Raw genomic sequence first — 19,742 nt, 5'->3', positions numbered from 1 at the left:
GAAATCAGCAGGCGGGAATCCTCCTCCAGCACACACAAAAAAAGAGCCGCATCCCGTATGCAGCCCTATTCAACCTATATTATTGTGCCATCCGTCGTGATGGATGGATCGTATCCACGAACAGGTTATGTTTCCCGTTTAAGTTTGGTTTAAAAAAGCAAGGTCACGCTTCCTCGGCGACTTCTTGTCGTGCATCCTTCACGCGCAGTCGCAGCAGCCGGCGGAATGGGATGCGCTCCTTCCACTGGGACATGACGACAACGAGCGCATAAGCACCATACCCTTCAATGATAATCATCGATGGCATAATGAAGTATCGGTACCGCTGCTGCACTTCAATGAACAGATGCACACCCATATAGCCGAGAATTAATAGAATGAGGAACAGATACTTATGTTCGGTATCCCTGCGCAGAATAAGAAGATCAACGGCTAAGAACAGCAGTAAGATAATGACAAAGTAACTGACATACGAATACGTATGAATCAAACCGAATAGACTGCTCACGCTGTTCGTATTCAGGCTCCAAAATAACGCATCAACCTCGCCCCACATAAGCCGAATTTTACTTAGGAAGAGATTCGACAGCTCTCCAACATTGGACAGGCGCTCCCACACCATTTCCTTCTCAATACGCGTTCGCTCTTCTCCTAACGGATATTGCGACACTGTTTTAAAGTCCTCTTCCGAATAGGCCCCCTCTGTCCCACGATTGAAGCCCAACACAAATTTCCACATCGGATCATGGTTCTCTAATGGCGTATTCGAGATTCCCGTTCCTACCGCAATGAAGCTAACCAGGTAGAAGATAGCAAAATAGGTCGTCATGAAAATAACAAGGAAGCCGACCACTTTTTTGATGGACTCCTTCTTCAGTACGATTAAATAGATCACGGCATAAAACAGGATACTTAATAGGATCACAATGCCCAATGGACGTATGAGATTGCCAAGTGACAGCAGCACCGCTATTACCATGCTTACTTTCCACTTGGGCGTTCGTTTTTGGAGCAAAAAGTAAAACCCGAGATAGAACAGAAACGTCGCCAAATGCTGATTCGTCAATACCGAGCTCATTACAATGCTGGGAATGAAGAAGCAGTAAGTGATGCTAGCGAACTTCGCCGCAAATTCATGGAATAGATTCCGTCCAATTTTATATACCAACACCGTGATGCCTGCGCACCAGAGTGCATTTATGATTTTCAAGGGCAGCAAGCTTGTGCCGAAGATCTTAATCATCAGCGCCTGATACATCGTGAAGCCTAATTGATAGGTCCATGCCTGGAAATAATCGCTGTACTTATACGAGAAATCCCCTACCGACATTTTCACCGCGGCATCGTACATAATGTGAAAGTCAGACACCGGCTTCGTATCAACAACAAGCACCCACATAAACCGGATACAGAAGGCTAAGCATGCGATAAAAAGGATAAATGCCCGTTCCTCATGCAAATGCCGATAAGCTAGATAGGCCAAAATAAATACAAAAGCTGTATAACCTGCCATAATGAATGGGACTTGGATAAGCATATCTGGGCTGTACCCCATGAAGACGCCACACATATAAAAGAGAATTACACACAGAAATGAAAGCAAAATAAAAAGCAGCGGTGTCTTGCATATCCGCGCTTTGCGTAACGACATCTCCAAGGATATCCCACCTATTTATAAAATGAACCCATTCATTGTACCATCATTTCTGAATCATAGTAGCTCCATAATATTACACTGCATCGTATGCCATCATGGAGCCACAATACTCACATGCTGCTACAGAATCAGGCTGCACCTTTATCTGGGCACCACAACCCGTGCAGTCGACTACTTTTGGTAGCGTCGGCTTGTTGGCAGCAGCTGAATTTGCGGCCGCACGTTCGTAAGGTTTAAAGTTATCGTCCCTTTCATCGTGATCGGTCATCTCATTCCCCAATTGTACCCGATACTGTTCTACCATAGCTTTTTCATCCGCACTGCGATCTAGCTTCGTGCTTGCCCACACGAGAAGAGCACCCGGAACACCCAGTAATAATACAAAAACAAACAGCATCTCTACTTCTTCCTGCATATCCGACCAGATCATCATATTTCCCAGCAACACAAGCTCTACGAATAACATCATCATCCAGCCCAAGCCTCGCATGAAATTGCTGGCCCTCCATAGCTTCTTGGCAGGCAGTAATATGCCCCGCTGACGAAGCTGCAGCTCGATTTCGGCTTTTGTCCTTCGCTGCTTGCCCTTGCGGAACAGACAAATTCCTGGAATGCCGAATACGAATACAGAATACAACAATTTCCCGAACCAATCCTCGATCTCGTGAAGCTGTGACAAGTTAAGAAGGAACGAGAGGATAAAGCTGATTTGGAAAAATAAAAAGATTCCGCCTACTACTTTTAAAAAAGAGCCTTTCTTCATTATATGTCTCCCATTCCTCCTGAATTCTACTAAAATCATCTATAGCCCTGTATTTAGCCCTATTTCGCTTAACAATCTCGAATTTCTCTAGATTTCTCTACTGCTCAGCAACAATCATCGCTTAGTTATGTGCTACACTTACTCATACGGAACCGCAGATCCGCAATAGTCGCAAGAAGCAGTAGATCGAGGAGGTACCTCGGTCTGAGCGCCGCATCCGGGGCAGCTGACCATCTTCGGAAGCAATGGCGCACTGGCAGCCACCTCTGCAGCAGCACGACTATGTACCGGTTCGTCATACCCATCCTCATTCTCTTCTTCATCGTCTTCGTTATCTTCGTCTGAGGGGTTCATGTTCTCTGCTTGCTGCTGCATGTACAACGCATCTGCCTTCGCATCGATTCGAGAAGCCCGCCAGAGCATGAAGATACCAAGGATGAAGAAGAATAGCCCTACGCCATAGATTGTCGTTAATTGAGACTTAGGTACTGGCCACTCCGCCAATACAGTGAGATACTTCCACTCGATGCCGAACAATATGATATAGCCGATGAATCGAAGCAAGTCGCTCACTCTTAACGAATCGCGCGCCGGAATCAGATTCTGCTCCCGCATCCTCTTCCGTGTTTCCTTACGTTTCTTCAAATACTTGCCGCCGATGAACGACATAAGCCCTGGAATCCCGAATACAAATACAGAGAATCCCAGCTTCCCTACCGGGTCATCAGCAGGAGTAACACGAGATAAGCTTACGAAAAAGCCAAAAATAAAAGCAACTTGCAAAAAGAGCAGCACTCTTCCTATTGTGCGTAATAAACCACCCATGGAATTCAGTTCACCTTTCTATCTATTTAACTATTGAGCATACATTCATATTAAATCTGTCGTTGTCTATCCATCGTAACTATTCATTGCCACTGCTATTTCACCGCTGCTAACTGCTCATTGCGCAGCTTCATTCCGTTAGACAACTGCCGGATCATATCGCGCAGCTCATCAGCGCTGTATACCGTGTTGCGATCACGCACCATAGATCGTACACCTTCCTCCAGGCGAGCAGCCTGATCCATGATCTGTCCTTCCTCCAGTACCATAGCCGGTACCGATATCGGATCGCTATATTTCACCTGCTCCTCCAGCTTGCCCATCTGTTCCAGCAGCACATCACGCTCTGCATGCTCCCAGCCTTCCAATTCCAGTCGTGCTCCATGCAGACTAAGCTGAAGTCGCTTCTTAAATTGCATTCGATTACTCTCATCCTTCTGCAAGCGGCCAACAGATAATCGCGTGAGGCCAATGAGGAGCGCCAAAATGAACGCTAATGCAAAGGTGATGATGTGAATCCACATGTACAGCTTCTCGGATACATCCAGGACGAGCCAAAACAGCACAATATGTACAAGAACTGCAATATTGTAAATGAAGGCGATGGCTCCCATTGATAAATTCATAGGAACCTCATCCTTGTGCTTGGACAGATGGACGAGCATACTCATGCAGAATAGATAGCTGATCACCCCTGCCATCATGAGCGAGCCGAAGGACAGCCACCATGAGAAGCCGCGGGATTCGACATCGCTCAGGCCAAAAAATAAACCAACCGTTACCGCTCCTAGAATGAGAAATATCGCTGATGTAATCCACTTGAACCGTGATGCCCACTTCATGATATTCTCCCCCTATACCAGCTTATTGCCGCATTCCACGCAGAATTTTTGCCCTGGCTTAACCTCGCTGTTGCACCCGCTGCAAGTAAGCGTCGTCACCTCGCCGCAGTGCGGACAGAACTTGACCTTGCTGGACACCGGTTCGCCGCAATGACGGCATGGAACTGGCATTGCTTGTCCGCATTCGATACAAGCACCTTGATCCGGCGGATTGTCTGCCCCGCATTCTGGGCATGGATTATACGGATCCCCGCAGTGTGGGCAGAATTTGGTCGTACGCGGCATCTGCTCCCCACATGCCTGACATTTCACCTCAACCGGCTTCTCCGTGCCGCCACTTACAGCCAGCGATGTACCGCAACCTGTGCAGAAGGAGGCATCTCGCTGATTGCCACGATTGCACTTCGGACATACCTTGTCATGCGCATCAACTCGAAGCTCGCCTGCCATCTGCGTCATGACGCCGCCTACGGCACCGCCAACGCCGTACCCCATGCCAAGGCCCATTCCGGCACTCATCAGATCTGACTTCACTCCACTATCATTCCTAGCGACTTCTCCAAGCGTATCGAATGTACGCTCTTGCTGATAGGTGAATCCGATAATATTCATTTCAGCCCGCTTCGCCAGCGCTTCTCGCAAACGCTGTGTGGCTGGATCATCCTCAGGCGTATTGACCGAGTCTACATAGAAATTAAGCAGACGAATGCCATATTCCTCGAACACCGGTGCAACCAGCTCTTGAATATGCTTGGAAATATCCGATATGTAGGCATTGATCTCTAATATACTAATCTTGCGATGCACGAAGTAGGAAGAGATCAGCTGGTGAATATTCATCATAAGCACGCCGCGGAAATATTCGGTCAGCGTATCTTGATTGAATACAGGCAGTGTGCCTACAAGCTTACCCAAGAACTTGCGCGCATCTTCGATCTGAATGCCGAACTGCCCGAAGGAACGCACCTTCACGAACAACTGATACTTAGGATCCTGCAATTGAAGCGGTGTACGCGTGCCCCATTTTACATTCAGAGAATGAACCTTATTGACATACCATACTTCCGCAGTGAACGGAGAGTCCCCTCCGAACGGTAAATTAACAATATGATTCAATATCGGAATATTCGCCGTGCTAAGCGTATGCCTGCCCGCTGTGAAGCTATCGAGCGCTTGCCCGCCCTTGAACAAAATCGCTTCCTGAGACTCATTTACGATAAGCTGCGACCACGTTGCCAGCTCATGATTGGGAAACTTCCATGCAAATACATCAGGTGAACCATCATATTTGATTACATCAATAATCGCCATATTCTGCAGTACCTCCGCCAATAATAGTATGGAGCCATACACATCGAAAGGGATCGTTTCTACTTCCCTATATCAACTGATTGTATTAATATGAAGATATACACTACATTCACTACTTTACTACTACGAGGAAGCTTGCAAAACGTATCCATAATTAAGTCCGCATTCCTAATCTTTCTTCTATCTGCTCCCATTTCTATTATATAAGGCAGCTGCTTCAGACACCATCCTCATAATGGAAATCAAGAAAATAGGCCTGCCCTAGCCCATGCTTCATTCGGCATCATAACGTTCATACTCACTTCACATTGTGCATATATTTATTTTCGTGTTAAAACGTTTAGCTGGAAAATCTATAAATGTGATCTCCCTCGACTTGACCCAATATTTATGAACTACCAAATTTCAAGCAACACGTAAACCGATGACTGCAAATTGTTAAAGCGATTCGCTTTATTCCGCCTCTTCCTCCTCTTTATAACACATGGATTCTTAGGATGAATAACGCCTTCTTCACACTTCACTAACTTCATCACATACAAGACTATGCCGTTTCTATTGTTTGTCTTAGATACCGCCTTAATTTGAGCATCACAATCCCGCCCTGGCATGTAATTTCGCATTCTGATCCACCTAGCATCCATCTATCGTTCTAAGAAATTTGAATGCGATTACATAGATTTATAAGTGAAAGGAGATGTTCACCCTATTCTGCAGATCTGATGCATCTAATCCAATATGAAACGGAGTGTGGTTCAAATTGAGAAAGGCCAAAAAAGTTTGTGCGATCTTGTTTTTTGTCTTCATTCTGGTATTCACAGCCGTACCATTGTCTGCCTTCGCCGCTTCACCATGGGCACCGAATACGGCCTATAAAACAGGGGATCTCGTCACCTATGGAACCGATACCTACCAATGTGTACAAGGACATACCTCTCTTGTCGGATGGGAACCGCCAAACGTTCCTGCACTTTGGAGCAAACAATTAGCTCCTGCCGACACGGAGCCGCCGACTGCTCCAGCGAATGTTACAGCTAGCAATATCACAACCGCATCCGTCACCCTTGGGTGGACGTCATCTACCGACAATGTCGGTGTTACAGGCTATGACGTCTATAACGGAACGACACTGGCGGGTTCGACTGCAACGACAACGTTCACCATTTCAGGTTTATCTCCAAATACCACTTATACCTTCATCATTAAAGCCAAAGACGCTGCCGGCAACATTTCCCCTGCCAGCTCGCCTGTAAGCGCAACGACATTGGCTATTGTTCCGGATACCCAGCCTCCGACAGTACCTGCTAATGTAACCGCCTCCAACGTGACCAGCAGTTCGGTTACATTGAACTGGACGGCTTCAACGGATAATGTGGGTGTCACAGGTTATGAGGTGTACAATGGCTCCATACTCGCCGGTTCTTCGACAACTACCTCCTATACCGTTACAGGCTTGAATGCCAGCACTGCCTATACGTTCACGGTCACTGCGAAAGACGTCGCCGGCAACGTATCCGCTGCCAGCTCACCAGTCAATGTCACGACAAGCGCTGTTATTATAGACACGGAGCCACCAACAGCGCCCGCCAACTTAACAGCTCCTACCGTAACGATAAACTCCGTATCATTAAGCTGGACTGCTTCGACAGACAACATCGGCGTCACCGGATACGATATTTATAATGGCACGACGTTGGCAGGTTCTTCGAATACAACCTCCTACACCGTTACAGGCTTAACTGTCAACACCGCTTACACCTTTACTGTGAAAGCAAAAGATGCCGCGGGTAATGTATCCGCCGCCAGTAATGCGCTCACCGTTACAACACGTTCCCAACCTTCATCCCAATATGAGATTATAGGATACTTCCCAAGCTGGGCTGCTTACGATACGCCGTCCTTCACGCCTGCCAAAATTGACCCGACAAAAGTAACGGTTATCAACTATGCATTCCTTGATATTTGCTGGAACGGCAGACATGGAAATCCTTCCAACAGCCCCGATAATCCAAATCCAAACACATGGACCTGCCAAAACGGCAATGGCACCCCAAATAATGCGCCGAACGGTTCCATCGTAATTGGAGATTCATTTACAGACGGTACAGCTGATGGCGGTTACAACCAATTGGTTACAATCAGACAGCTGAAAAACACCAATCCAAATCTGAAATTATTCGCCTCTGTCGGCGGATGGACGTGGTCCAACCAATTCTCCAACACGGCGAATGACCCTGTGACAAGAGGCAACTTCGCGACTTCTGCCGTCAATTTCTTGCGCCAATATCAATTCGATGGCATCGACATCGACTGGGAATATCCGAACAGCGTTGGCGTACCTTGCGCGTCAGGTCAGACTTGCCAACGTACAGCTGACAAAGCCAACTACATCCTGCTGCTGCAAACCCTTCGCCAAGCTCTTGATAAAGCTGGACAGCAAGACGGCAAGCGCTACTACATTACGATCGCTTCCAGCGCGAACTCCAGCTTCCTTGCCGATGCAGGCGGCACCAACAACTGGCTGTCCAACGCTGCACAGTACTTGGACTGGATTAATATCATGACCTACGACTACTATGGCCCATGGGATGCGACAAGCGGCATCGGATCGCCATTGTACAACGACCCAGCCAACACAAACGGCAGCAGTCAATTCAACATCAATTCCACAGTGACCAACTATTTGAACAAAGGCATTCCTGCAAACAAAATAACCATAGGCGAACCATTCTATGGCTATGGCTGGAAAGGATGCAACGCTGGCCCAAATAACAACGGACTGTACCAAAGCTGCAGCGGTGAAGCCACTGGCGGTTCCAGCGGCTCGACGTATGACTTCGCCCACATGCAGAATACTGGCCTGCTGTCTGCTGATTCCACAGGTAAATATACCGTTGCTGGCCAAGGGTATATCCGCTACTGGAACAATGTGACGCAAACGCCATCCCTCTACAACCCATCTACAAAAGTCTTTATTTCGTATGATGACGAGCAATCCATTCATTTGAAAAATGAGTTCATCAAATCCAAAGGATTACGCGGCGCGATGTTCTGGGAACTGAACGCAGACAGAAACCGCACCCTGCAATCCGTCGTGTCCAACGACTTGCCTCATTAATGCGATCAAGATGATAATTCAGCCATAAGAATAGAATAAACAGCACACGCACGCAATAAAAAAGGGCTTTCCCAAAAGTAGAATCTTCTACTTTCTAAGGAAAGCTCTCTTTATGTTCTTCCCATCCTCTTCGATCCGACGTGCTCGGAGACGACGTTCTGTAACTTATGACTGATCCCTAACAGTCGCACCTCATATTACATTCTATCTATTAAAAAGGCTTACTCCTCCTTATCAATCAAGTGGAATAAGCCTTTGAAAGTTTATCAAACGTGTCAGTCAAGTTTTTATTGTTTGGTTTATTGGTTGTATTGTACGATCTTGTTGGGGTTGTAAATAAGTTTACACAAATTATTGACTGTCCCTATGTGACATGAAACTTTGCATATGAAAGCTTTAATTGTTTTTATTAACATTTAGTTCAGCTAATAAGGTTTCGCCAATATTGTCGATTTGTTTATCTAAATCACCTACAATAAACCCACACAAAGCATTATCCCTACTATCGATGTAAAAGCTAATGCCGTCTTTAAAACCTATGTGATGAGTCAAATCACTAAACCATGCTCTTTGAAAATCATATGTTTTTGAAAATTTATCAATTATGCTAAGAACATCCGACTCATTGTGCCTCTGTATTGCTTCTTTAAGCATGTTAGATGATCCAGTAAACATTATACACTTATCATAATTTAATCTTTCATATTTACTAAATGCACATTGAAATAACAATTTTTCAAAGTTATCTGCAAAATAACTTACAAACTGGCTATCCTCATCAGTCATAACAATCTGGGGATTATCAGTCTGGGTAAAATCAAATGATAGTTGACCATAATATAAATCAGTTTGAAAAAAATGGATATACTTATCACTTAAAGTGTCTGGTTGTTCTTCATGTATCCCTTCATAAGTATCAATTATCTCAGAAATTGAAGCATATCCTGGAAGTTGAGTTCTAAGTAAACCCTTGTCATCCTGCCCCATATAATTTAAATAAATCTCGTATTCTTTAGGATAATGATAGTTATAATTATTAATTTGCGTTAGATTTTTTAGCGTATCTATGCTCTCTTTTTTTGCTGGTTCTATTTCATTTACCCATTTCTCATCAAATCTGGATATATATTTTGATAATCGTTCAAAAAGATTTGTACAATCTCCTATGGATGGGATGTGATTACTTTTTATTGGCATTTGCATATTTCATATACTCCTCTATATTTTTTATATCACTACACGTTAAACATGGATTCATTTGGTTTGAATTTTCTGCATATGGATACTGATTTTCTATTTTAAATGAGCGCCAAACAGTATCCATACCTGTTATCTTACTTGATTATCATGTGCAGCAATGACTTGGACTTCGTATTTTGTACAATTTGCCCACCTTTGGTGGCAGCCAAAGAACTTACCATCTTATTCGTTGTTGTTAACAAGTTCTATCTCGTGCCTACTCCTCCTGGATTCACAGCCAATCCTGCTACGCCGCCAGTAAAATCCGCTATTTTACATTTCCGTTTGTGGGCTGATCCACGACAGGGGTAACTAACATTTTTCATTATTGGCACAAAAGGCTTATCCTCCCTATCGTTCAAATGGAATGAGCCTTTGAAAGTTTATCAAGTGTTTTGTCAAGTTTTTTAGTGTTTGATTTGTTGGTTGTATTGTATGATTTTGTTGTAAGAATAGTAAATGAGTTTACTCAAAATCCTTGAAAGACCCATGTAGAATGCTCAATTAATAACTTATGGTGATATTTTCGAAAGATTTAATCTTTCTGTCCAAATTTTTATTTTTCACATTTATTTCATAAATATGCGGTTTATAATACTTGTATTGCTTATTCTCTTCATTGTAAGGAGCTTCTTTCTCAATTATTTCAACTTCTACTGCACCGATAAAGCATGAAATAACATCAGCAAATAGAGATAGTATCTCAACATGTGAGAGATTGCGTAGATCCCCCTCATATACAACATTTCCAAAAGTATCACTTGTTGTATAAATACCTTTTGTATTTTCATCAATAAACATTATCTCTTCATCTTTAACAAAAATTGATGTTTGATTTCCATTGAAACTAATAAACAAATCTTGTTTCTCTCCATCAAAGCATATAAATTGAATTGGTGTACTTGAGGTTATTTCAATCTCTCTATCATCATCAGACAATGTTCTTATAGCTACAGCTGGATTACTTTCAAATTTAGTTATGAGATATTTCCAAAGTTCTTCATTAGAAAATTGCATACACGCCTTTGAACCATAGTCCACTTTTTCTTCTTGCATTAATCAAACACCGTCCCTTTTATAAACTGATTTACTGGAAACTTTGTCTGGCATCTAGTACATACTGCAATAACTTCTCCTGTCCATGGTCTAATTGCAGAAGTCATTATAATATTCGCATTACTAGGCGGAATAAACTTACTAATTACTAAATCCTCTGCAGAGATAGCGAGAATACAAGCATTAAGTAAAACCCAGCAAAGTAAGTTTACAACAGTAGTTATCTCTAGCCGTTGTAGCTTTAGCAAGATAATTATCAATTTTTTGATAGTACTCATCTGGTAAAAACGGCTCTTTAGCAAAATCATCGATTTTAACCGTACCCTCAATGCCAACCTTCAGCTTATAAATCTTTAGTTTATTTTCCCACACTACCTTTGGTACCGAAGTCTTCTTTTGAACATTCACCTTCGGAAGAGTAGGCCCACCACCTTTCGGCGCAGCTCCTCTCCCCCAAAAAAATTAAAGTGAGTACGTCAAAGGAACTCATCCAATGCTCTTTAGATAAGGAATCGTCTGGATTAAATGCCCCTTTAAACATATCTGCCATACCCGATAACAGCCAGTTCACATAATCATATTGGGTTTCATTGCGCATGTTTAACTGCTTTCTAAAGCATCGCCTCAACGAAACAAAAATCGTAGTCAATTGACCAGTCGCGATGATTCCGAATAAATCCAAAAAAGGACATATTTTGCATGAAGTTGAGAACTCGTAATATAAGCACCTGCTCATCGTCTTCTTCGCGCAGCAGCTTTCCTAGCCATAACCCGGCTTGATCACTCACGAATATTCCGCTTTCGTCTTTTACATACACTTTATACATCCACATTACATATTTCTCGATTACAATAAGACAGTCTTCCGCAACTAAGTATCCGTCGATATGCATGATATCGTGTTCCCGCCCAATTTCAATGACTGCCTTTCTCATTCCCAACTCACCTACTTTCTTACGTAACAGTGCTTCGCTATACGTATATGTAACCTTGAATCTTCCTTCCAGCTCGTCTTTAACTAGACGATGACCGTTTCAAAATCTCCTGAAATCGATATAAGTTACGGTAGCATCATTGCATATGGTTCGCTATTCACTTTTATCACAGCTCCTCCTAATCATCTTTGTATTGTAATCACGTCATTTTGGTTATAATGTACAGTATTCACGTATTATTAGCAAATATCTATTTTGAATCAATTTCAATAATTTCACAGAAACAATAGGGTTATATCTTGTATTTACGTCATTTTTCTAAATGTTGCTTGTAATCACGTCATCATCCTCATTGTTTTCTCACAGTTCACAAGATATACTAGAGAAAAAGACGGAAATACAAGCAAAAGCGAGGAACTAAAATGGCTTTATCAGAGAACATGAGGGCAATTCGCAAGGAAAAAGGTCTTACTCAGCTTGAATTAGCAGAGCTTGCGAATCTATCCAGATCTTATATTGCGGATGTTGAAAGAAAAAGATATAATCCCAGTTTCGAGTCAATTCAAGCAATCGCGAATGCATTAGGAGTCAAGGTATCAAAACTGATTGGAGAAAGTACAGAAGATATCGATAAAGAAGAAGACTGGACACAAGAAGAAATCGAAGAGATAACAAAATTTAAAGAGTTTATAAAGTCCAAGAGGAAAAAGCAGTAGTTAGCACTAGAAACGTTATGGTTCCGGATTCCGGAAGAGACACGCGGAAACATACATGGGCATAAACTCCATGGTACTATAAAGCCTTGCTAAAAGAGGGGAAATTGGCGATCGGTAATCATAATGAAGAGAAAGCTTGATTGATTCTGGGCATGAAAAGAGCTTACCTCCTTATCGTTCAAGTGGAATAAGCCTTTGAAAGTCTTTACAATACCTGATGTTACAGAATTCTAGATAATTTTGTACCCTCAAACTTATTCCCCCCTCCTCTTTTTTCTTCTATAGAAAATTTCAAAAAAGGCTCAATGTCTGGTGATGGAAAGTTGTTAACAATCATGACATGGATAATCCTCTCCAATTTTTAAGACTATCCTCACCATATCGTTCAATTTCAGTATAAACATGGCTGATAGATATCCGTAGTAAAATATCAATTGATTCATCAATATTTTGATATATGTTATACAAATATACAAATTCATTTTTACTCAACAGCCAATCATTCCAATCATCTAAGTACTGTATACTAGTGAACTCACCATAAATAGTTCAAAACAACCTTCAACCTTCCAATCATTAAGATCATATTTGGGCTGTAAGTGTGTTCTCAAAACAACTAATTCCATATGCAGCTCTACCTATGAATAAAGTATGTTTAAATTCCTTAATGTTCACAATTATTATTCCCCTTTATTTACCATACGGTTAGTGCATCTACAACATTTTCTCTAAATTTGTCTTGAATACACCTTCAATCTTCATGTTATTTCTGGGACAACCTTATTTTGCCCTGTTTTTTATCTATCTCCAACTGTTCGCTTCATAATCTAAGCTTGAAGGCATCACTTTACTACATTTAATTACCTCTAAGGAAACTGGACTCTTTTGGACAATATAAAAACTTCCATCATTGTAGAATTAGAAGTTTTGTTTTTTCCACTGTCTACTATGATGGAAGCATATCAGTTAGCTCGCATTGTGAATTATTTTACCTAATTATTTTTAAGTGTTAATTTAAAATCATTATCAATAATCAAAAACTCATTGCTTACACTAACAAGTAAATCAGAATAACTATCCTCTATTTTGCATTTGAGTTCATTCATTGGAGGTAATATTTGTACACTTATATAAATCTCTGTAATTTTGTGGCTATCAGGATCAAGGAACATTGTAACATTAGTAATATCGTTTTCCTTCCGATTCACCTGATTAACACTGTAGATTATCTTATTACTATCTTCAATTCTCTTTTTTTCAGTACCGAATAGGCTACCTAAATTGATGTAATTGGGATTCCCTTTTCTAAATATCGAGACTAGATCTACTAACAAACCATCGAGAGGCTTTTCAAAGAAATCCTTCTGTAGTGCATCCCATTCATGATCAATAAAAGTAAACCAATTAGGGCTCACCGATGAAGTATCAATTATCCCAGGCTTTGATTGTTCGTATAAATCTCTTTTTAAGCCGGTGTCATCATTATTTGTAAACACTATAGATTCCTCCAATTTTATTAGCTATGTCTTCCATTAGCATATCGTTAACTTTAGCATACCCTTCTTCTCTATAAACTTTCATTATTTCCGGGTTATTCCTAAAAGAATTTTGAGTTTCTGCAAAAATATCCCTTATATCGTTATAAGAGACACTCCAGCCGTTTGACCCCCTTTTCATACTGAATGTAACATTATTTGGAAGAGATGCACGAATTTCCGCTGCATCAAAAGCAATGGCAGTTTCAAAGTCTTGCCAACTAAACATCCCATTTGTTGGATGATTATGTGTTACAATAGCGTCTTTAATTTGATCCTTATAAGGCGAAAAATTAATTTTCGTAGGATGGCTATCTGTAATTAATTTACTTAATACATTACCTTTACTATCAAATATAACACCATGTTCAAATCCTTCATTTTTAATCATGTCTTCTAAATATTTTATAGTAGATGGAGTATCATCTATTTTGCCACCCCCACCCCGATATGGATTTCCTTCGGAAGCATTTCCTGTCGCCCTAGTGTCATTCTTCCGCTTATTTACATCCAGATTAGCTCGTTCCTCTATTTTTGGCACCGGCGTCTTTGCATTCACCTTCGGAAGAGTAGGCCCACTACCTTTTGGTGCAGCTCCTTTCGCCCCCAAAATTAAAGTGAATACGTCAAAGGAACCCATCCAATGCTCCTTAGATAATGGATCATCTGGATTAAATGCTTCTTTGAAGGAACCTGCAATACCCGACGACAACCAGTTCACATAGTCATATGGGGATTCATTGCGCATGTCGGCCCTTGTCTTGTATCCTTCAATTCTACTGCCCACTTCGTCAAACGACCCTACCGTTAACCAGTTGCCAAAGTCGTACAGGGAATCAAACTTGTTGTTATTACGTACCTCTAACCCATTCCAAAAATCGATGCCTATTTCCGCAAAGCTATTTCCCGTCTTTTTAACTCCAGACCATATTTCTTCTCCGGTCTGCGCGCCCACCTCTGCAATTTTCTTCCCCATCGCGCGTTGGGCTTCCGCTTGCTGAATCTGGGCTTCGCCTAGCATAGCCAGCCATGACCGAGGTTCGGTTTCGGCTGCTCTGCTGTATAACGATCGTAGCTCGCCCTCCACCGTTTTCTCACTTCGGGTGGAACCTGCTGATACGCTTGAGCCATCGCATTTGACTCTATTACCATGTTTTGAACCAGCTCTTGTAGACCGCCTGAATTTGCTATATGACGCGCACTTGTGAACACCTTGCCCAGCAACCATTTGCTATAATAAGCATCCTTGGCTTTCTCGTGCTCGTATTGACTGATAAGTCCTTGAATGACTAAACCGGCCAGATATTTCAGCGGATGCAAACCACCTTTTGCGCTTCCACCTCCAGCATGACTCGTCCCTGTACTTCGAACAGGTATAGCTGCGCTTGCTTGCAGACTCACACTTACAGCCGCTCCGAAAAATCCGCCTAATGCTGCTCCCATTGCTGTTCCCACTACTGCTCCAGCTACTGCTCCTATCATCGGAATAGAGCCTAGCAGTTTGGACTCCGTACCCAGCAATCCATCGGCTTGTTTTTGATCCGCCGGGTTCGTGATCTTCGCGGTCAGGGTATTTGTGTTGTTAGATGAACCCTTCTTGGCTGCGGCTTGTGCTGCTTCATAGTCTTTGATGTTCATTAGTGGCGGCTCCGGCACAGGAGGAAGATCCATGACGAACACTGGAGCCTTCACCGTTCCCTCTTGATCCACCACCGGTGCCTTGATATCCGTTTCACCATCCAGCTTCACGTGACCGCTATAGTACCTGGCTATAACTCAATTCACATTCAGACGAAAAAAAATAGCCAGTCGCTGAGTGATTTTCGGACTGGCTGCAGAATGTGTTTTGATCCCTATCTACAAATCTTATATTATTCGGGCAAAGTATACATCACATCAAAAGGATTCTTATCTTCAAAAAAACGAGTATACAAATTTTTCATATCTGCTGCACCTAGGTTGTTCTTGTCACTGCGTATTAAACGCCCTAGTTCTACTAATATATTTGCTTCTTTTGGACTGACAATTTTTCGATCTAACATATATTTTGTGCTTTCTGGTGTTTCCCAAGCCCAATCATTTACCGCTACTTCAGAAGACGGATATCCAAATGACAATGAACCGATATATGCATACTTTGAACACAAAGGATGAACAATTAACAAAAATGTTGAGATTACCCCGGAGCGGTATCTTATCCTCTTGAGCGTTTTAACTTCATTAGCGAATGACTCCAAGTGACTAGGTAAATCTCCCCAATCGCTTTCGGACATTAACACTAAGATTTCAATTGCTAGTTCTTTATTTGGAGTTTCCGCCAATTTCGTGAAAATTTCGTTCATAGTAACGCCAGTAACTGTAAATGAGTTAAAACATCTTACTGCTTCCGAAAAAACCACTTCCCCTAACGACACCAATCTTATATACTCGTCTAACAGTTTAGTATCGTTGCTAACATAATGCGGAGACTCGATAATAGTTTCAATTATTTGAGCCTTTGTACTGTTATCCTCAACCAAGGGAATCATGCTAGCAAGAAAAGCAATACTATCGCTTTCTAATGCATTTATAGCAGAGCTATTTTTTAATAAATTTAGCGTTTCTGCCAAAGTACTATCATAATCTTCTTCTAAACAAAAGTCATATATCGTTGAGATGATTTTTTTGTCCATATGTCTCCTCCAAGTATTCTATTTCATTTCTAATTAATGATTCTGAATCACTTTCCATTCGATACCACCTTTTGTCTCCCTATAAAGAAGCCTCATTATATTCGATAATCCTGTATTTTCTAATTATACAAGGTTCTCTTTCGTGTATAAACTGGATGAACTGTATACTTCTTCCTACATACTAACTGCTGTGTATTTCGACAATTTCATTTCCGATTCTCTGTTGATCCACGATAAGGACAACTAACATTTTTCTTTATTGACATATTAAAAAGGCTCATCCTCCCTATCGTTCAAGTTGGAATAAGCCTTTGAAAGTTTATTAAACGTGTAGATCAAGTTTTTAGTGTTTTGTTTGTTGGTTGTATTGTGCGTTCTTGTTGTTGGGATTGTAAATAAGTTTACACAAAATTATTGATTATTCCTCACCCACAATGATAATGGGAGTGAAGACGACTGTGAACCCTTTAAGCAAAATATTCATTTACTATTGCAGTTAATTGGTCATTTCCTAACTCAATGTTAGTCAAGTAATAAATGAAATAATCTTCTACTTCACTTTGATTGAAAAGGCTCAGATATCGAAATGCAAGTAATGTAGCACTATCTTCTCCATAACTTTTTTCTAGTTTTGATTTTACATATTGAATTACTGGATTAATAAATCTAATGTCTTTCATCTTAATAAGGGCATTAATGATGAATGCAATCTCATCCTCATTTTCTTTTTCAAAAATCTCACGTATCTCATTCTCTTCTAATTCTTCTAGAAATAGCTGTTCTCTAACTAAATTAAATATTCTTAAAGCCTCCAATTCATCGTTATAATAATCCTCCCAAAAGCTTAGATACGCAAATTGCTTAGGTAATAACGCTGAACATTTATTAGGCTTATTCCATAATGTCCAATCAGAGTTGATTTTATCGGATACAATTTTAAATAAAGCAACTGGATAAGGGACAACTGGATTGGCATCATTTTCTATCCTGTAGAATTCCTCGCCATCTTTGTTAGTTTCCACAGAATAAACTATATATTTTTTATTCTTTGATAGATTCTCTTTTTTTTCTAAACCTTCGATAAGACTTACTCTCATTTATCTTACCCCTCTAATATTAAAATCAGCATCCAATTCAACTATCCAGAATAAGTCATTTTCATTTGCTCTAAGCTTCCTCGGTTTTGATACCTTTCATCGAGCATCCGCTAGAATCGGCTCCATGAAGCAAGCTGTATGTCAAATCGCTACCATTCAACTGACTCTCCTGCCACACCGTTCCTACTAAAACACAGCCATATAGACGGCTATGCTCCATCTCAATCTGGCAAATCGGTCGGGTAAAAAGTCACTCTTCCCACAGAGTATAGCGAGGGGCCTTTAAAATTAACCCAATCAGGCGTAACTAAAGGTCTTAAACTTTCAGTCTTTTCAATTTTCACTCTACCACCGTTACTATAACGATTATTAGATTTAGTAGAAAACATTATCCCTTCTATATAAAATGAACTAATGATGGCAATCAAAATCTAATGCAAAGCCGATCAAGATTAGTCATCGGAATTGCCATGATGTGTTGGATCCTTTAGTTCAACTGCATGACTTGTTCTGCTAAAACAAAATGTTCGTGATTTTCTTGCAAGTAGGCATGATACAGAAATGAACTCAATTACTCTCACCCACTTATTTTTCATTTCTTGGCACATAAGGAAAATGGGGACTTCTAGTAGGGTCATCTAGGTGTTCAAACACCCTGTGGCTTCCTGTCGGCGTATCAGGTGTTCCTCGATAAACGTCGTCGCTTGACTCCAGTTTACCTTAATTTCCTAGATACTGCTTCCTAGCGTACAGATCCTTTCCTAGCATCAATAGCACCAACTATGCATCAACTCCATCACTGGTTCCTTTCATCCTTGTATTTATCATATCAGCTTCGCTATTTCATTTTTCAGCTGTGGCGACATCTTGTAGGATTTTGCTCGCCGCCAGTTCTATCTCTTTGTTGAGAGTCAGCAAGAATCGTACTCGCGATTCCTTGGTCTCTGAGTTTCTCCAGCCTCTCACGTCGGTGAATTCTTTTCCAAGCAGTATCGCGCAAACCTATCTTCTGTGCGGATCCATTAATAATTGCACAAAAAAGCCTATTCCATCTGCTGGAATAAGCCTATATAAGTAGGTTTTTCTTTTTTGGAGTTGTAAATCTGATTCACATAAAATTTCTGACATTAATTTTCCGAATTCATCCGTTTATTTCTTCCACTTAAACTGACCTTTTATTTTAGTTTATTAGATTTTGGTTCACAATCTATAAACCCTTTTATTGCTGCACTCTCAGTTCCCAGTCTCTAATTTAGAGTCAAAAATTACAGTTAATCTAAGTTATCCTTAAAAGTAAAAAGAATGTTACTAAAACGAATGCTCCCTTTATCAACAACATCAGAAACTAGTTTTACATTATACTCACACTTCGGATATTGAATTCCTGTTTGTGAAACCTTTCTTTCCTCAATTTCAAGTTCGTTTACATTTACTAATATACTCGATATTTGATACATCAACTCTAATATTTCCTTATGGGATTTATCTCTTAAATTTCCTTCATAAACAACATTCCCATAAGTGTGACTTGAAACAATATTTTCTTTCGCTTCGTCATCTATAAACATAAACTCTTCTTCTAATACGAATAATGAAGTCTGAAATCCCAAAAAAGAGAAATAGCAATCTTTATCCTCATCGATGCTTACATATCTAATTTGTTCATTTGTATCCTGTACCTCTTTTTCATCTAAAGTAAGAGCTTTAACACATATATTTGGGTGCTTTTTAAGTGGTTTCACCAAATAACTCATAATCTCTTCATTCGTAAAATTCATGCAATGATTACCTTCTGAGTTAACGTTATCCATCTCAGTTCACCCTCATATTTAATTATTTCGTTCGTACTACGGAGCCTATTGGCAACAGCATATTGGCCTCGTAGAAAATTTATTAGAATTTCAGGTTTCTTACTTTACGTTACTAATATTCATTCCTCTACTCTTAGTCCTGTTTCTCTAGGGAAACAGACTCAT

18 protein-coding genes and 2 pseudogenes are annotated in these 19,742 nt (G+C 40.9%); 3 read left to right on the top strand and 17 right to left on the bottom strand.

Going from position 1 to position 19,742, the window contains the following annotated elements; all coding sequences use genetic code 11:
* Nucleotides 1-163 precede the first annotated feature (163 nt).
* From PBN151_RS17780 to PBN151_RS17760, 5 genes are all read right to left on the bottom strand, one after another.
* Entirely contained in the window at nucleotides 164-1,651 is a 1,488-nt protein-coding gene (locus tag PBN151_RS17780) for an ArnT family glycosyltransferase (protein WP_227774830.1), read from the bottom strand.
* A gap of 79 nt (nucleotides 1,652-1,730) precedes the next feature.
* The gene (locus tag PBN151_RS17775; protein ID WP_072730084.1) at nucleotides 1,731-2,420 is read right to left on the bottom strand and encodes a hypothetical protein; all 690 of its coding nucleotides are present in this window, start codon (nucleotides 2,418-2,420) and stop codon (nucleotides 1,731-1,733) included.
* Between the two features lie 138 nt (nucleotides 2,421-2,558).
* A complete protein-coding gene (locus PBN151_RS17770) occupies nucleotides 2,559-3,245 on the bottom strand; it encodes a TFIIB-type zinc ribbon-containing protein (protein WP_072730083.1) in 687 nt (228 codons plus the stop codon).
* A gap of 95 nt (nucleotides 3,246-3,340) precedes the next feature.
* The gene (locus PBN151_RS17765) at nucleotides 3,341-4,087 is read right to left on the bottom strand and encodes a hypothetical protein (protein WP_072730082.1); all 747 of its coding nucleotides are present in this window, start codon (nucleotides 4,085-4,087) and stop codon (nucleotides 3,341-3,343) included.
* A 12-nt stretch (nucleotides 4,088-4,099) separates the two neighbouring features.
* Nucleotides 4,100-5,398 (bottom strand): SPFH domain-containing protein, encoded by a 1,299-nt coding sequence (locus PBN151_RS17760; RefSeq protein WP_072730081.1) that lies wholly within the window; start codon nucleotides 5,396-5,398, stop codon nucleotides 4,100-4,102.
* Between the two features lie 790 nt (nucleotides 5,399-6,188).
* Between PBN151_RS17760 and PBN151_RS17740 the strand changes: the two genes are divergently transcribed.
* Entirely contained in the window at nucleotides 6,189-8,516 is a 2,328-nt protein-coding gene (locus PBN151_RS17740; RefSeq protein WP_483311012.1) for a glycosyl hydrolase family 18 protein, read from the top strand.
* 396 nt (nucleotides 8,517-8,912) lie between these two features.
* On the opposite strand, the gene PBN151_RS17735 is transcribed toward PBN151_RS17740, so the two are convergent.
* Nucleotides 8,913-9,719 carry an SMI1/KNR4 family protein gene (locus PBN151_RS17735; protein ID WP_072730079.1) on the bottom strand — a complete coding sequence of 269 codons (807 nt, stop codon included), beginning with the start codon at nucleotides 9,717-9,719 and terminating at the stop codon, nucleotides 8,913-8,915.
* A gap of 99 nt (nucleotides 9,720-9,818) precedes the next feature.
* Between PBN151_RS17735 and PBN151_RS31385 the strand changes: the two genes are divergently transcribed.
* Nucleotides 9,819-10,067, top strand: coding sequence for a hypothetical protein (locus PBN151_RS31385; protein WP_175560743.1), 249 nt, complete (start codon nucleotides 9,819-9,821; stop codon nucleotides 10,065-10,067).
* Nucleotides 10,068-10,259: 192 nt separating this feature from the next.
* Here PBN151_RS31385 and PBN151_RS17730 read toward each other — a convergent pair whose 3' ends face one another.
* The 4 genes from PBN151_RS17730 to PBN151_RS17720 all read right to left on the bottom strand — a co-directional run bounded on the left by PBN151_RS17730 (nucleotide 10,260) and on the right by PBN151_RS17720 (nucleotide 11,746).
* Nucleotides 10,260-10,811 (bottom strand): hypothetical protein, encoded by a 552-nt coding sequence (locus tag PBN151_RS17730; protein WP_072730078.1) that lies wholly within the window; start codon nucleotides 10,809-10,811, stop codon nucleotides 10,260-10,262.
* Nucleotides 10,812-10,994: 183 nt separating this feature from the next.
* The gene (locus tag PBN151_RS31380) at nucleotides 10,995-11,183 is read right to left on the bottom strand and encodes a hypothetical protein (RefSeq protein WP_227774808.1); all 189 of its coding nucleotides are present in this window, start codon (nucleotides 11,181-11,183) and stop codon (nucleotides 10,995-10,997) included.
* Nucleotides 11,170-11,409 (bottom strand): hypothetical protein, encoded by a 240-nt coding sequence (locus PBN151_RS32010; protein WP_138184373.1) that lies wholly within the window; start codon nucleotides 11,407-11,409, stop codon nucleotides 11,170-11,172. Before PBN151_RS32010 ends, PBN151_RS31380 begins: the two co-directional genes overlap by 14 nt.
* Nucleotides 11,410-11,422: 13 nt before the next feature.
* A complete protein-coding gene (locus PBN151_RS17720; RefSeq protein WP_072730076.1) occupies nucleotides 11,423-11,746 on the bottom strand; it encodes a hypothetical protein in 324 nt (107 codons plus the stop codon).
* Nucleotides 11,747-12,168: 422 nt separating this feature from the next.
* On the opposite strand from PBN151_RS17720, the gene PBN151_RS17715 reads away from it, so the two are divergent.
* Complete coding sequence (locus tag PBN151_RS17715) at nucleotides 12,169-12,462, top strand: helix-turn-helix domain-containing protein (protein ID WP_072730075.1); 294 nt, start codon at nucleotides 12,169-12,171, stop codon at nucleotides 12,460-12,462.
* A gap of 992 nt (nucleotides 12,463-13,454) precedes the next feature.
* Here PBN151_RS17715 and PBN151_RS17705 read toward each other — a convergent pair.
* The 7 genes and pseudogenes from PBN151_RS17705 to PBN151_RS17675 all read right to left on the bottom strand — a co-directional run bounded on the left by PBN151_RS17705 (nucleotide 13,455) and on the right by PBN151_RS17675 (nucleotide 19,577).
* On the bottom strand, nucleotides 13,455-13,958 hold the full coding sequence (locus PBN151_RS17705; protein WP_072730074.1) for a hypothetical protein: 504 nt from the start codon (nucleotides 13,956-13,958) through the stop codon (nucleotides 13,455-13,457).
* The gene (locus PBN151_RS17700) at nucleotides 13,945-15,018 is read right to left on the bottom strand and encodes a hypothetical protein (protein ID WP_072730073.1); all 1,074 of its coding nucleotides are present in this window, start codon (nucleotides 15,016-15,018) and stop codon (nucleotides 13,945-13,947) included. The genes PBN151_RS17705 and PBN151_RS17700 overlap by 14 nt, the downstream gene beginning before the upstream one ends.
* Nucleotides 15,019-15,065: 47 nt before the next feature.
* A pseudogene (locus PBN151_RS17695) lies at nucleotides 15,066-15,740 on the bottom strand (hypothetical protein); the annotation flags it as partial.
* 128 nt (nucleotides 15,741-15,868) lie between these two features.
* The gene (locus PBN151_RS17690) at nucleotides 15,869-16,669 is read right to left on the bottom strand and encodes a hypothetical protein (RefSeq protein WP_072730071.1); all 801 of its coding nucleotides are present in this window, start codon (nucleotides 16,667-16,669) and stop codon (nucleotides 15,869-15,871) included.
* 467 nt (nucleotides 16,670-17,136) lie between these two features.
* Nucleotides 17,137-17,766, bottom strand: coding sequence for a hypothetical protein (locus tag PBN151_RS17685; RefSeq protein WP_072730070.1), 630 nt, complete (start codon nucleotides 17,764-17,766; stop codon nucleotides 17,137-17,139).
* A gap of 94 nt (nucleotides 17,767-17,860) precedes the next feature.
* A pseudogene (locus PBN151_RS30795) lies at nucleotides 17,861-17,995 on the bottom strand (pentapeptide repeat-containing protein); the annotation flags it as partial.
* A 1,042-nt stretch (nucleotides 17,996-19,037) separates the two neighbouring features.
* Entirely contained in the window at nucleotides 19,038-19,577 is a 540-nt protein-coding gene (locus PBN151_RS17675; RefSeq protein ID WP_072730068.1) for a hypothetical protein, read from the bottom strand.
* Between the last annotated feature and the right edge of the window lie 165 nt (nucleotides 19,578-19,742).

The sequence above is a fragment of the Paenibacillus sp. NAIST15-1 genome (assembly GCF_001894745.1).
GTDB classification, from domain to species: Bacteria; Bacillota; Bacilli; order Paenibacillales; family Paenibacillaceae; genus Paenibacillus_B; species Paenibacillus_B suaedae.
Note: the sequence above shows the minus strand (reverse complement) of the source record. Positions and strands in the feature narration are given on the sequence as shown.

Excerpts from the sequence above, each read along its gene's own strand:
- PBN151_RS31385 (WP_175560743.1), top strand. The coding sequence starts at position 9,819 with ATGAGCGCCAAACAGTATCCATACCTGTTATCTTACTTGATTATCATG.
- PBN151_RS17720 (WP_072730076.1), bottom strand. The coding sequence starts at position 11,746 with ATGAGAAAGGCAGTCATTGAAATTGGGCGGGAACACGATATCATGCAT.
- PBN151_RS17765 (WP_072730082.1), bottom strand. The coding sequence starts at position 4,087 with ATGAAGTGGGCATCACGGTTCAAGTGGATTACATCAGCGATATTTCTC.
- PBN151_RS17770 (WP_072730083.1), bottom strand. The coding sequence starts at position 3,245 with ATGGGTGGTTTATTACGCACAATAGGAAGAGTGCTGCTCTTTTTGCAA.
- PBN151_RS17700 (WP_072730073.1), bottom strand. The coding sequence starts at position 15,018 with ATGCTAGGCGAAGCCCAGATTCAGCAAGCGGAAGCCCAACGCGCGATG.
- PBN151_RS17675 (WP_072730068.1), bottom strand. The coding sequence starts at position 19,577 with ATGGATAACGTTAACTCAGAAGGTAATCATTGCATGAATTTTACGAAT.
- PBN151_RS17735 (WP_072730079.1), bottom strand. The coding sequence starts at position 9,719 with ATGCAAATGCCAATAAAAAGTAATCACATCCCATCCATAGGAGATTGT.
- PBN151_RS17775 (WP_072730084.1), bottom strand. The coding sequence starts at position 2,420 with ATGAAGAAAGGCTCTTTTTTAAAAGTAGTAGGCGGAATCTTTTTATTT.
- PBN151_RS17685 (WP_072730070.1), bottom strand. The coding sequence starts at position 17,766 with ATGAGAGTAAGTCTTATCGAAGGTTTAGAAAAAAAAGAGAATCTATCA.
- PBN151_RS17730 (WP_072730078.1), bottom strand. The coding sequence starts at position 10,811 with ATGCAAGAAGAAAAAGTGGACTATGGTTCAAAGGCGTGTATGCAATTT.
- PBN151_RS17760 (WP_072730081.1), bottom strand. The coding sequence starts at position 5,398 with ATGGCGATTATTGATGTAATCAAATATGATGGTTCACCTGATGTATTT.
- PBN151_RS17690 (WP_072730071.1), bottom strand. The coding sequence starts at position 16,669 with ATGGACAAAAAAATCATCTCAACGATATATGACTTTTGTTTAGAAGAA.
- PBN151_RS17780 (WP_227774830.1), bottom strand. The coding sequence starts at position 1,651 with ATGTCGTTACGCAAAGCGCGGATATGCAAGACACCGCTGCTTTTTATT.
- PBN151_RS32010 (WP_138184373.1), bottom strand. The coding sequence starts at position 11,409 with ATGCGCAATGAAACCCAATATGATTATGTGAACTGGCTGTTATCGGGT.
- PBN151_RS17715 (WP_072730075.1), top strand. The coding sequence starts at position 12,169 with ATGGCTTTATCAGAGAACATGAGGGCAATTCGCAAGGAAAAAGGTCTT.